12 protein-coding genes and 1 pseudogene are annotated in these 13,798 nt (G+C 37.4%); 1 reads left to right on the top strand and 12 read right to left on the bottom strand.

Annotated features, from left to right (window positions below):
* Window positions 1–738, bottom strand: a complete 738-nt coding sequence (locus tag ACEN4L_RS11050; RefSeq protein WP_407097353.1) for a metal ABC transporter ATP-binding protein — start codon at window positions 736–738, stop codon at window positions 1–3.
* A gap of 252 nt (window positions 739–990) precedes the next feature.
* Between ACEN4L_RS11050 and ACEN4L_RS11045 the strand changes: the two genes are divergently transcribed.
* Window positions 991–1,647 carry a metal-dependent transcriptional regulator gene (locus tag ACEN4L_RS11045; protein ID WP_407097352.1) on the top strand — a complete coding sequence of 219 codons (657 nt, stop codon included), beginning with the start codon at window positions 991–993 and terminating at the stop codon, window positions 1,645–1,647.
* A gap of 239 nt (window positions 1,648–1,886) precedes the next feature.
* Here ACEN4L_RS11045 and ACEN4L_RS11040 read toward each other — a convergent pair whose 3' ends face one another.
* From ACEN4L_RS11040 to ACEN4L_RS10990, 11 genes and pseudogenes are all read right to left on the bottom strand, one after another.
* Window positions 1,887–2,501, bottom strand: a complete 615-nt coding sequence (locus ACEN4L_RS11040) for a sugar O-acetyltransferase (protein ID WP_407097351.1) — start codon at window positions 2,499–2,501, stop codon at window positions 1,887–1,889.
* A gap of 143 nt (window positions 2,502–2,644) precedes the next feature.
* Entirely contained in the window at window positions 2,645–3,646 is a 1,002-nt protein-coding gene (locus tag ACEN4L_RS11035; protein ID WP_407097350.1) for an ROK family protein, read from the bottom strand.
* A 32-nt stretch (window positions 3,647–3,678) separates the two neighbouring features.
* Window positions 3,679–4,277, bottom strand: a pseudogene (locus ACEN4L_RS11030) (sugar O-acetyltransferase).
* Between the two features lie 203 nt (window positions 4,278–4,480).
* Window positions 4,481–5,755, bottom strand: coding sequence for a Y-family DNA polymerase (locus ACEN4L_RS11025; protein WP_407097349.1), 1,275 nt, complete (start codon window positions 5,753–5,755; stop codon window positions 4,481–4,483).
* A 31-nt stretch (window positions 5,756–5,786) separates the two neighbouring features.
* The gene (locus ACEN4L_RS11020; protein WP_407097348.1) at window positions 5,787–6,191 is read right to left on the bottom strand and encodes a hypothetical protein; all 405 of its coding nucleotides are present in this window, start codon (window positions 6,189–6,191) and stop codon (window positions 5,787–5,789) included.
* A gap of 322 nt (window positions 6,192–6,513) precedes the next feature.
* On the bottom strand, window positions 6,514–8,277 hold the full coding sequence (locus ACEN4L_RS11015; RefSeq protein ID WP_407097347.1) for an ammonium transporter: 1,764 nt from the start codon (window positions 8,275–8,277) through the stop codon (window positions 6,514–6,516).
* 428 nt (window positions 8,278–8,705) lie between these two features.
* On the bottom strand, window positions 8,706–9,365 hold the full coding sequence (locus ACEN4L_RS11010; RefSeq protein WP_407097346.1) for an amino acid ABC transporter permease: 660 nt from the start codon (window positions 9,363–9,365) through the stop codon (window positions 8,706–8,708).
* Window positions 9,362–10,072, bottom strand: coding sequence for an amino acid ABC transporter permease (locus ACEN4L_RS11005; protein ID WP_407097345.1), 711 nt, complete (start codon window positions 10,070–10,072; stop codon window positions 9,362–9,364). The genes ACEN4L_RS11010 and ACEN4L_RS11005 overlap by 4 nt, the downstream gene beginning before the upstream one ends.
* Window positions 10,072–10,890, bottom strand: a complete 819-nt coding sequence (locus ACEN4L_RS11000; RefSeq protein WP_407097344.1) for a transporter substrate-binding domain-containing protein — start codon at window positions 10,888–10,890, stop codon at window positions 10,072–10,074. The genes ACEN4L_RS11005 and ACEN4L_RS11000 overlap by 1 nt, the downstream gene beginning before the upstream one ends.
* Window positions 10,891–10,925: 35 nt before the next feature.
* On the bottom strand, window positions 10,926–11,648 hold the full coding sequence (locus tag ACEN4L_RS10995; RefSeq protein WP_092480811.1) for an amino acid ABC transporter ATP-binding protein: 723 nt from the start codon (window positions 11,646–11,648) through the stop codon (window positions 10,926–10,928).
* A 742-nt stretch (window positions 11,649–12,390) separates the two neighbouring features.
* Window positions 12,391–13,299 carry a J domain-containing protein gene (locus tag ACEN4L_RS10990; protein ID WP_407097343.1) on the bottom strand — a complete coding sequence of 303 codons (909 nt, stop codon included), beginning with the start codon at window positions 13,297–13,299 and terminating at the stop codon, window positions 12,391–12,393.
* Window positions 13,300–13,798 lie beyond the last annotated feature (499 nt).

Raw genomic sequence — 13,798 nt, 5'->3', positions numbered from 1 at the left:
TTATTTACCTCCTGAAACTAAGTCAACAAAACTGGTACCATAAATAGCGCTTAAATTATTTTTCTTAAATACTTGTTCAACTGGGCCAGATGCAGATACCGTTTTATTCAGCATGATCAAGTGATCAAAATATTCTGTTACTTTGCTTAAATCGTGATGAACGATCACCATTGATTTGCCTTCGTCCCGCAATTTTTTCAATACTTTCACAATCACTTCTTCACTAACAACATCGATTCCGACGAAAGGCTCATCAAGAAAGAACCAATCCGGTTGTTGTGCAATAGCCCGTGCAATAAAGACACGTTGCAGTTGACCACCCGATAATTCACCGATTTGACGGTGACTATAGTCTTGCATATCTACCGTTTCTAGAGCTTCTTGAGCTAGTTGTTTTTCTTTTTTACCAGGGCGCTTTATTAATCCCAGTTTCGGATAGGTCCCTAGTAAAACCGTATCAAATACATTGATCGGAAAACTAAGATCCAGTTCTTGACGCTGCTCAACATAAGCAATATTTTTTTGAACCTGTTTTAGTTTTTTCTCTCCAAAAGTTACCGTTCCTTGATAATCAATCAGTCCTAATAAACTTTTTACTAATGTTGATTTACCTGCCCCGTTTGGACCGATAATTCCTGTGATGTGGCCAGTAGGGATGGTTAAATCAATGTCATATATGGCTTTGTTTCCTGCGTAATTAACGCTGAGGTTCTCTACTTGAATCATTGTATTGTTCATTTTATTTCCCTTCCTCATTTACGTTTTAGGTTTACCTAAACTTTATTTTAAGGTTAATCTAAAAAACATTTAAAGTCAAGCTTAATAAAGAGAAGAAGGTTTTGTTCCATATAGAGCTTGTATCCGTTGCAAATGAAAATATCATATAATATAAATTCCATTTGGTATTCACAATAGGACCTATTTTTGACATTGGTTTGTTTTTTTTAATGCGGTATAATAAAGACAAATGACATCAAAAGGAGTACTTAAATGACGCCAAGTAAAGAAGATTACCTAAAAACCATTGCGGGACTAGGCGGAGAAACAAAAATAGTGAATAATAAACAATTAGTAGAGGCTCTGAATGTAACTGCTGCATCGGTAACAGACATGAATTCAAAGTTGTTGAAAGAAGGCCTTATCACACGTATTCCTTATAAAGGCGTACAAGTTACTGAAAAAGGATTGCGTTTAGCTAATCAAGTCATTCGCAAACATCGAATATGGGAAGTCTTTTTGTTGGAAAAATTGGGGTATGATTGGAAAGAGGTACACGCTGAGGCTGATCGCCTTGAACACGCTTCTTCTGACGAGCTTATTGAACGGTTATATCATTTTTTAGGGGAACCAGAATTTGATCCCCATGGTGGTACTATTCCTGCTAAAGACAGTACAATTTCTACTACTCAGTCTCCTAGTTTGATTGAGCTTTCTCCAGGAGAATCTTTTGTGATCAAGGAAGTCAAAGATGACCAGGAGTTTTTGGAATATTTGACCTCTAAAAAAATCCAGCTGAGAGCACGATACACTCTCCTTTCTAAAGAAGCCTACGAAGGGGATCTCACTTTGAAAAGTGCGGATGGAAGCATCATTGCCGTCAGCAATAAAGCTGCTTTTAAAATTTATGTAGAAAAAAGAGAAACCTGATTTTAATTTCAGGTTTCTCTTTTTTTCAGATTGATTCTCCACCGTTTATACAGCAGGTTAGAAAAATCTTCCAATTTTTTATTCCACTCATTTTTGATCTGATCACTTAAACAAACCAGACCAAAAAGAAAGCGAGAGATACATGGAAGATCAAACAATTATAGCTGAAGGGAAACCCGCACTAAAAAATACACTTCAGTTATTATGCACTCCGTGAGGGTCTCCTTTTAGTATTTATATCAGCTATTCATTTCTTGTTCATACTCTTCTTTCAATTTCGTCCAATAGACTTTATCTTCATTTGTTACTTCCCTTAGTACTCTGCATGGATTTCCTGCAGCTACGACATTATCAGGAAGACTTTTGGTAACTACCGATCCTGAACCAACAATCACATTATTTCCAATCGTAACACCTGGATTGATCACAACGTTGCCGCCTATCCAAACATTGTCGCCAATTGTGATGGGGGTCCCAAATTCTAGACCAGAAGTTCTTATTTCAGCATCGATCGGGTGTCCTGCAGTATAAACCCCTACTCTAGGACCAAATAACACATTATCGCCAATCGTGATCGGTGCAACATCTAACATGATGCAATCAAAATTGGCATAAAAATTCTCGCCTACAGAAATATGATCGCCATAGTCACATCGAAATGGCGGTTCAAAGTGGACTTTGTCTCCAGTTTTTCCCAATAGTTCTTTCAATAATGCCACTCGCTCCGCTGATTCGTCTACAGTCATTGAATTATACTTATGAAGAAGACGGCGGTTCCTCTGATTCATTTTTCGTAATTCGCTATCGCCAGTGTACAATTCTCCAGCAATCATTCGTTCTCTTTGCGTTCGCATACAGTATCCTCCAAGATTATTAGTTTTCCTTATTAAGTTCGTTCTATTTTATCCTAAAAAAATACAAACGACAAGGTTTCATCCAATCGCTGCCCTCCCACTGCATAAGTAGCTTAAGGGTGTGCAGTGAATAGTCAAGTCATTTAAAATGGCTGTTCTAGAATAAGCTTCAACCCCAATTCATTGAGACCCATTAAATAATATTCGGCTACATCATGATAAATTGTTACCTTTGCCAAATACCCATAAGGGAAAATTTGAGTGATTCTTGCGGAAATCTCAGCCCATATTTCGGTTGTAATGAATCGATCAACATCAAAAATCACTACTTCATGTGGGTCATACATACTAATGATCGTACGAAGGGATTGTTCCACAAGCCCTGCTGCTTTTGACCGATTTACTACGGGAAAGTGCACATTATCATAGTAGGATAGATGTTTCAGTTCACCACTTAAACCATTGGCACCACAGAAAATGCGATCCTGAATGACTACCGCTGAACCTGGAGGATAATTTTCTAGACAATACAATCCAGCCACGATTTCTTCAGTGCTGTTTTCCTTTGCGAATCCATAAGTTGCTGCGTTAATATCATTCTCTATAATAACCGGCAAATCGGTCATGTCTTTTAAGCGGGCTCGAATATTGATGCCTTTCATAGAAGAAAAATCCATAATCTTAAAATTACCATCCATTTCAACACCTGGAATACCAATGACAATAACCGATATCTTCGAATACTCGTTCAGGAGTTTCTTTATTGCATTCAATACGCTATCCATCGTGTTTTCTGTTAAATGAACCGTTTGGACTACAATGCACTCATGGCGCAAATTAGATACCCTTAATAAGGCTGTTTGCTTTTTATCGGTCTCATAAAAACGGATGGTCAAAATAGTTTTGTAGTCTTTGTTTAACTGATAGACCATTGCTTTTCTGCCACCTGTAAAGACAGACTGTTGGAGAGAAACAAGCTCACCGGCCGCTATCATTTCACTAATCAATTTATTGGTCGTCACTACACTTAAAGACGTCAGACGTGCAATTTCAGTTTTCGTTAAGTCGTGCTGCTGCTCCATAAATAATTTGCGGATAGCTTGGACATTGTGTTGTTTTAAGTCATTAGGTTTTTGCGATTTCATGCTCTTCCCCTTTCCCATAATGATGCATTCGTTTAGGATTGAAATCCGGTCTTGTCTTCTTCAGTAATTTCTCGAATGACCTTACACGGAACACCTGCAGCGATTACACTGGCTGGGATATCTTTATTTACCACACTCCCCGAACCAATAATGGCATTTTCTCCAATGGTTACCCCTTGATTGATATGAACACCTGCACCAATCCAGCAATCCAGACATTGTTTCCAATGGTTACCTTTTTTGCATAGCATCCGCCAGCCACGCGTTCTGCGGCATCAAGGGCATGATTGGATGTGTAAATGCCTACTCTTGGTCCAAACAAAACGTTGTCTCCAATTTCGATTTTGCCGCCATCTAACATCACACAATCAAAATTGGCATAGAAATTATTTCCGATCGAGATATTGAAACCAAACTCACATCTGAAATTGGGCTCAAAATGAACCCCTTCTCCAACAGACGCCAATAATTGTTTTAACATTTCTTCTCTAATTTCTGATGGTTCACCGAAACTGTCATTGTATTGATTTGTCAACAGCACTGTTTTTTCTCTAGCTTCTATTAATTCTTTGGTTAGATCATTGTACATCTCGCCACTTAACATTTGTTGTCTTTGTTCTTTTAATGTCATGACACTCACTCCAGACTGCCTCCATTATAACAAAGAACTCTCTCTGTATTGTATCTTATTATTCAATTCAAACGCCATCAATCTACAAATTATTCTCTATCCTTTTTTGTCTAATCTATTGATAAAGCTTCAAAACCAAAGTGGAGTTTAGCCTATTTGCTTCGTAATCCAGTATGAATTTTCGTATTTTTTTCATAGATCTGCTATCCTTTGTGACCGCCGACCAGTCCGCTTCGTTGGATCGCTGTGCCTCCCTTAGTCAGGCTGCTGGCATGGACTAAAGAACTAAATCCATACTTTTCTCGAATTCTGTCGATGACGACTTCCAACTCTTCTGTATGGATGGTTTTTTCAGGAGTTTCAAACAAGTTCAGTTGCAGCTGTTTTTTATACGCTATTTTTCCGCACCGGATCGCTAATTGACGTACAGGTTGATTGTTGTAATGCGTTCGAAAAATCTGTAAACAGGTTTCGATGATTTTAACGTTTGAAGAAGTGGGAAAGATCTTCATTTGGCGGCTGAAGCCTTTATCTAAAACGTCCTTGGAATAGCTGACGGATAAGTGGATCACTCCCGTTTCTGCATGATGTTTCCTTAATCTGGCCGCCACTTCATCGGCCATTTCCCTGATAACCACTTCAATTTCATACTGATTGACATAATCTCTTTTTAAGATCTGGCTTTTGCCGTACCCTTTTGAATGAGGGGTGTATTTTTCGGACAGCACACTATGATCTATTCCATGAGCATGATAAAAGAGCTGCTCGCCAATCACTCCATGAACGCGTTTCAGCGCATCCACATCATATTGAGATAAGCTGTACACCGAATCGATCCCTAATCGATACAGATTCTTAGCCGTATTTCCCCCGATCCCCCACATATTGGTGATGGGATGGATCTTCCAAAGCTTTTCCGGAACATCTTCATAGTGCCAAATGGCTATTTGCGATTGAGTTCTTTTTGCTTCATTATCCAAAGCTAGTTTAGCTAGTAAAGGATTATCTCCAATACCGATCGAGGTCACTAATCTCAATCGTTGAAAGATGGTTTTTTGGATCTGTTTAGCTATTTCTTCGGTTGACCCATAAAGAGCGTGTGAACGGGTAACATCTAAGAAACTTTCGTCGATACTATAGATATGAATATCCTCTTCTGCAACAAATTCTTTGAACAAGTTGTTGATCATCAGGTTAACTTTTATGTACAAGGCCATTCGAGGTTCGACAATTTCGATTTTTGAATGCACAGGAATTTCAAAACGCCTAGAACCCGTTCGAATACCGTATTCTTCTTTGACTTTCGGCGAAGCAGCCAATACAAGCCCGCCTTCCAGATCCGGGTTGCTCATTACGACGATGTAAGACTCTAAGGGATGTATGCGTCTTTTAACAGACTCTACTGAAGCAAAAAAAGATTTTACATCAATACACAGAATATCGCGTCTTGGCTGATAAGAGTAATCCATTCTGATCATGATTCACATCTCCTTGTTCATTCCGTTTTTTTTACACCCTAAACCACTTTGGAGTTTCTGTCTTCTCCACATTGCGGATCAATTCTAATTCACAAACCACTAACCCAGCATCAATCGTTTGGACATAAATACTGTTCTCATAGTATCCGCAAACAACCCCTACAAGATCTTCCTCATATTGGCCATTGAACAAGCAGTCCAGCTGAATCGCTATTATTTCTTTCCGGCTAAATGAGTCGTCGATCAACGAGTAGATTTCTTCCGGAGTCTGTTTCTCTTTTTCTTCAGTGGTGTTCCCCTTGTTTTTTTTCTCTTCTTTTAACAGTTCCGCATGTTCAGATAGAATCAGACCTTGCCACTTGGCCATTTTTCTATCTACATAGCCTGAAGTATTGGGATCGATCACTCTATTATTCTCTTCCGATTTATCGTGCATGTCAGACACCGCCTTGTTCTCTTTTAAACCCATTATACGAACGCTTGTTCGATTTGTAAAGAGATACTCTTTTTATTTGTTCCAAAATCAACCTTAAAGAACACGACAACCAATGAATAAGTTCCCCTACTCCATTAAAAAATGCCGACTTCTCTTCAAGAGAAATCGACACTCAGCTTATTCTATATTTAGTGTGAGGCTTTTGGTGGTTGGCAAACGCACATTTACGTTGATGATTGTTTTTAAGTTTCTTGAACGTTTTTTTCAACTCTATTGCCGCAGTGTGCTTCATGAATACTGTATTTGAACCTTATCTAATTCATTAGACAACGGTTTCTGTACTCTCAGAGTAATCCAGTGCTGATGAACCATAGTCACCCGTACTAATCCGTATAGCATTTTCCACATCATACACAAAAATCTTCCCATCTCCGACTTGGCCGGTATAAAGAACCTTGCGTGCTGCTTCGACTACGCTTTTTACCGGAACACTGCTGACGATGATTTCGATGCGTGTTTTAGGCAATAAATTTGTGTCCACTTCCGCTCCTCGATAATAAGTGGTATGCCCTTTTTGCATCCCATAACCATAAACTTTTGTAACCGTCATTCCAGTGATACCAATTTTGTTCAACGCATCTTTCAGTTCTTCAAATCTATCTTCATTAGCAATAATATCGACTTTGGATATTTTTTCTTCATTTGAAATAGCTCGTCCCAATTTTGGTAATTCAATTTTTGTTGTTGTTGCTGTACCTTTTTCCTCGAAATCTGTCTCTCCATAACTCATTCCCGCAAATGCCAGCTCAACATCTTTTGGCTCCTTATTCATTCCTCGAAATACAGGTACTTGGCCAAAAGGCACAGTTACAAAATCTCCATAACTGGATTCTAAGCCGTGTTCTGAAACATCCATCCCAGCAATTTCTTCTTCTTCGCTGACTCGCAATCCAACGGTTTTATCAATGACAAGGAAAGCTATTGTCATCGTTACAATCACCCACAATGCAACTGCCGCAACTCCAAGTATTTGTACACTAAGCAGTTCAAAGTTTCCGCCATACAGAATTCCGCCATCGACAGCGAATACTCCTACCAAAATCGTTCCCAAAGCCCCTGCTGTTCCATGAACCCCAAAAGCGCCAACCGGATCGTCGATTTTGGCTTTATTTTCTACAAATTCCAAACCGTATACCAAAGCAATAGAAGAGAGCGCCCCGATGGCAACTGCTCCGACTGGCGAGACCACTGTACAACCAGCCGTGATCCCTACAAGTCCAGCCAGTGATCCGTTCAACGTCATTGAGATATCAGGTTTACCGTACTTCATCCAAGTGATCGTCATAGCTGTTAACGTCGCTGTTGCAGCAGAAAGGTTTGTATTTAAAAAGATGGTTCCGATCAAAGCCAGTGTCTCATCCCCTGTAGCTGATACAGTAGATGCACCGTTAAATCCAAACCAAGCAAACCAAAGAATAAAGACTCCCAAAGCTCCCAGTGTTAAACTATGTCCAGGAATGGCACGTGCTTTTCCATCTTTGTCATACTTGCCGATACGGGCACCAAGTATTTTCGCCCCAATCAAAGCTGAGACACCACCTACCATATGAACAGCCGTTGAACCTGCAAAATCTATAAATCCTAATTCAGACAACCACCCGCCGCCCCAGATCCAGTGACCAGAAATTGGATAAACAATAGTTGAAATAATCAACGTATAAATCAAGTAAGAACTGAACTTTGTCCGCTCAGCCATTGCTCCTGAAACAATTGTCGCTGCAGTTGCAGCAAAAACTGTCTGAAACATCAAAAATACATACCCTGGAATCGTTGAATCGTAATTTCCTTGCACGAATAAATCAGGCGCTCCGATAAGCCCTGCGACACTTGGCCCAAACATAATTCCAAATCCAATGATCCAATACATCAAAGACCCTAATACAAAATCCATCAAGTTCTTCATAATAATATTACCTGCATTTTTTGCCCGAGTGAACCCTGTCTCTACCATCGCGAATCCTGCCTGCATAAAAAATACCAATACCGTTCCTATCAAAACCCAAAGCGTATCTGTTGCTTCAAACATTTGCAACTCCTCCTATTCGACTAGCTGTTTTTATAACATGTTATAAAAACTAACACCAAATAACGAAGATTGCAATACATTTCATTGAATTTGTTAAAATAATTCTCTAAACCTCACCTCGCATGTCAGAACATCTCACATCAAATATGGTATATTCTAATATTACGATTAAATTATTTAATAAAAACCTTAATTAATACGTTTTTATATTTGACGGCTAACAATTATCTATTATTGGTATAGTCTATTATTTTATGAAAAAAGAATAAAAAACAGCCAAACACTAACTCGAACAATATTAATAAAAATTAATATTATATTCGTATTTTAGATATAGCTAATTTTCGTTTAAAATAACCCAAACAAAAAACAGCACATATCCCTTTTGTCGCTAAGGAATATGCCCTGTTTTTATGGATAAAGCTCCGTCAAACATTTTCTGAGTTTCTGCTATGCCAGTTTCTGACTAAAACAGACAAGGTAAAACAAATCAGGAAATACACTAACGCTAAGAAAGCATAGATCATAAAGACTTCTGATGTTTTAGTGACTTTTCCTAAAATCACTTGTCCGCTTCGTGTAAATTCTATGATTCCCAACCCAGCAAGGAATGACGTATCTTTGATGGTAGTGATCACTTGCGACAACAAAGACGGAATGACTTTTTTGAATGTTTGCGGCAAGATGATATACCACAAGGTTTGGAAAAATGAGAACCCTTGAGAATGAGCGGCTTCAAATTGCCCTTTTGGTATCGCGTTTAATCCTCCCCGAACGATCTCGGCCACTACTGCAGCGGTATACAGGAACAATGCAAATGACCCTTTCAATAAGATCGTACTTCCTGGAATCAAGAAGGCGCAACCCAACATCCACAGCAGCAACGGCGTATTGCGAAACAACTCAATATAGAATCCGGATAATTTGCCGAAAAACTTTCTTTCATAGTTCCGCACTAATCCTAAAAGAGTTCCGAATAGGATGGAAAGAATCACTACCCCTATAGAAATCAGTAAAGTCGTTTTTAAGCCGTCCAGTAAAAAAAGTACGTTAGGCTGAGTAAAAACGGTTTTTATAGACTCGATCATTCCATCACCTCCGGAATATCCACTACTACGGAATCATTTTTCTTCAATTTCTCTTCGTATTTCCGAGAGAAAGTCGCCAGCGGGAAGCACAATAAGAAATACAGCAGCCCCGCTACGACATAAGCCGGTCCGTAGTTTAACGAATAAGAAGCGTAAGAATCAGCTGCATACATCAAGTCCGCTCCAGCGATGATCGCCAATACGGAGGTATTTTTGATCAAATTGACCGCTTGGTTCGTTAATGGCGGCAATATACTTTTCACCATTTGCGGCAAGATGATGTAGCGCATCGTTTGAACGTAATTGAACCCTTGAGAATAGGCGGCCTCATGCTGGCCTTTAGGCATTGATAAAATACCGGCCCGCACGACTTCTCCTACGTATGCTCCATGATACAGCCCGACACCTACTACCCCGATCGTGAATTCACTCAACACTAAACCAGCCATAGCCAAACCGTTGTACATGAAGAAAATCTGAATGACCAGCGGGATGTTTTGGAAAATCTCCACGTACACCCGAGCGATAGAACGCGGCAGCCAGCTTTGAGCTGTGGAAAGAATCCCAACGAATACGCCTATCACCAAAGACAGCAGCAAGGCTAAGACAGCGATTTGAAGTGTCCTTAAAAAACCAGTCCCAATACTGTCAAAGTTTTGAAACAGAGCCTCCCATCTCCAAAGAGCGAACGGATTTGTACTGTTCATTATTCATTCAGTCCCCACTCTGAAACCAATCCATCAAGAGTGCCATCTTCTCCCCATGTAGTGATCAACTCATTTACGTGCTCTGCCAATTCTGTATTTGATTTCTTCGTTGCAATTCCATAATCTTGAGTCGCAAAACGATCTGGTAAGATCACAGTAGAATCATCCAAATAACCAGCCAAGATCGATCTGTCCACACTGAATGCATCTACACGGCCAGAATCTAAAGCCGCTTTGATTTCTGGATAAGTTGCGTACTCTGAAAAGTCCATCGTAATGTCGTATTGTTCAGCTTCTGCTTTAATAGCATCGGCTGTTGTTGAACTTTGCGATACTCCAATAGTTGCTCCATCCATATCTTTCAAGCCTTCATAATTCTTATCTTTTTTCACCAGCAAACCAACTGCATCTTCATAATAAGCTTCAGTAAAGTTGTAAGTTTCTTTACGTTCATCTGTTACTGTAAAGGTAGCGATGATCATATCAACTTCGCCGTTATCCAATAATGGTCCACGTGTTTTTGCTGTAACTGGCGTCAATTCGATAGCGTCTGGGTCGCCTAAAATATCTTCGGCTAATTTCTTCGCAATATCAATCTCAAAACCTTCGATTTCTCCGGTCTCGGTATTTTTCAATCCGAAGTTTGGAACGTCTTCTTTGACTCCTACTTTCAATACGCCTGCTTCTTTGATGGATTCAATGGTAACTTGATCCGCGCCGCTTGTCGGCTCAGTCGCTGAACCTTCATCTGACGAACAAGCTCCTAAAAACAACAAACTGGACAACATCAATGTAGCGAATAGATTTCTTTTTTTCATCTCTTTTCCCCCCTAATTAGTTGATTATCCCTTTTTTATCGTAAAATTTTGCTTAAAAATTCTTTCGTTCGTTCATGAGTCGGATTATCAAAGAAATGTTCTGGAGTCCCTACTTCCAAAATCGTTCCTTCATCCATAAAAATAACTCGGTCTGCTACTTGCCTTGCAAATCCCATTTCGTGTGTCACGACGACCATCGTGATATTCATACTCGACAACTGGATCATAACATCCAGCACTTCTTGCACCGTTTCCGGATCTAAAGCTGAAGTCGGTTCGTCGAATAAAATGATTTTCGTTTCTGAACAAAGGGATCTCGCGATAGCGACCCTTTGCTGTTGTCCACCTGATAAAGTGGACGGATAAACATTGGCTTTCTCTCTCAGCCCTACGATATCTAAATACTTATAGGCTGTTTCTTCTGCTTCTTTTTTAGATTTTTTTTGCAGCTTTATTGGACCAATCGTCAGATTTTCCAACACCGTCATATGCGGATAGAGGTTGAACTGTTGAAAAACCATTGCAGAAGAATTGCGTACAACTTCTAATTTGTTTTTTGCAGTCACTTGTTTGCCTTCAATAAAAACTTCTCCTGATGTCGGTTCCTCAAGGAAGTTCATACATCGAACAGTCGTACTTTTACCAGAACCCGAAGGCCCGATAATAACGATTTTCTCCCCTTCCGCCACCTCTAGATTGATATCTTTCAGTACATGGTGGTCTCCAAAATATTTATTTACATTTTGCAGTTTAATCAACGTTGCCTCATCTCCTTTTGCAAAAAAATATGAACATCTCATTATTTTGAAGTATTCATGCACTATTCTCTAGTACAAATTAAAAGTATAATGATGTTTTGATGAGAAATCAATTAAAATGTGCAATCGTTGTGTAATATTATCTTCCATGAAAATGATAGTTAGTCTTTTTTATGTCTCAAAAGCTTATTCTAAAGCCACTTTTTAAAATTAGAGAACGCTCATTATTTTGTCATTAATTAGCAAAAAAACTTATTTCCTTTTGTGAATAGGAAATAAGTTTTTCTATAATAATTTTTAGTTAAAAAGGTATTTAAAAGGTATTTAAACTCATTGATCCAGAAATTTCCTTTTGTGAATAGGAAATAAGTTTTTCTATAATAATTTTTAGTTAAAAAGGTATTTAAAAGGTATTTAAACTCATTGATCCAGAAATTTCAAGAAAATATTGACTAGGACAAAAGATTTCCTAAAAAATACACTTCTAAAATACACTTCTAAAATACTGATTATTTTATTCAGTTGTTTTAGAATACATTATTCTATATTTCTATCAAAACATACAAAAACAGAACTATTTTTTCACAACATTACTTTTATGTCTGAGTCTATTTTTTTATAATTTGATATTCTTCTAAACTAAACTTTCATTAACTTTTTCTTTTTCTGCCATCGACATAGATAACTCTGGTTTTTTAAACACATTATAAATTTTCTTACTAGACATTATCATTCCCATAGTTTATTTTGGATAATATTCTTGTAAATACTCAAATGCATCTAAAATTAGTTTAAACCTATTTTCATCTCCATTAATTGAATCAGGGTGATATTTTTTTGCCAATTTTTTATATTGAACTTTGATATCATCGTAAGTAATACCATTTACACTTTGAAATTCCATAACTTTTAAATAGATATCAAAACTGTTAATATCGGCACTATGATGATTAGATTCCTTATAATAAAGATTTTCAAGATTGTCAACGTAATGGTTTAATCTTTCATATGCATTTTGAATAAATTTTTCTCTGACTTCTTTTGGCATATTTGTATAATCTGTTAGCGTTCTATTCAAATTAATCTCATTGAATAACAATGTTGCTGCACATTCAAGAAAAAAGCGATTGCCAATAGCCTCTTCATCAAAAATAGCATCTTTGGTCATATTTGAGATATCCTTTAAGACAGAAGCAGCACTTTTTTTATTGGTTACTTTTCCTCCAACTTGAATACCATTAACACTAATATTATTAAAATACATTTTCTTTTGTCCTTTTGTATCATAATGTTGTTCGATGGCATACTCAATTAGAAACTTTTCGTCTCTTAAACTATGCTTTCCCGTTTCCATAAATAAGAAGTATTCATCTCCTTCTTGTGATCTAATTAATGCAGACTTCCCTGAAATTTTCCATAGTTTCTCATTAAAAATAGTATTGTCATATGTAAAAAAAATATCTTCTTGTTTGAAAGAAGCATCTTCCCTATCTTGATTTGAGTAATTTTTATTTTTAGAAGAATTATAATTTTTTTTGTCAAACAAGTCATTTAAATCAGGTGAAGGAAAATCCTTCATTAATACATCTTTCTTATTAGAATTTCTAGATGAAAGAAACAAAATAAATGCTATTACTACAATTAATTCCATGTTTTTACCTCCTAATATTGTAACGAAATTTATATTCTCTAATAATTTTCTATAGTTTTAATAACTGTCTTTAAATTTAAGTTGTTCTACCTCATTAAAATTAAACTAGTTATATTAGTGAATATTATAGCACTTATTAATTAATTTATATCGTTTATTATAAATAATTTTTATCTGTCAAAGTATAATAAAAGAAGAGTTCTAAGTAATTGCGTTATTACATAAGTTGGATGCATTGACTGAGGTGGGGGATACAAAAATTAATTTAGTAGCGTTTGGAAAATGGAAATCAAATAATTAAGAAGAAAACAACGTATTCTAAGGCGATTTCAAATGTCGAAGTGGAGAAATTCTACGAAATAGGCTTAAACTATATCCTAGATAATTCATAGTTTTATGAGTTTGCGCTCTAAAACCGTATTTCTTCAACATTTGTAAAGAGTTTCTTTTTTCACCCATTTGGTGCGTGAAAAAAGAACACCTTTCTGTTAATGTAGAT

The sequence above is a fragment of the Desemzia sp. FAM 23988 genome, from assembly GCF_045528365.1.
Lineage (GTDB): Bacteria > Bacillota > Bacilli > Lactobacillales > Carnobacteriaceae > Desemzia.
This window is presented reverse-complemented; position numbering and strand designations above follow the sequence as displayed.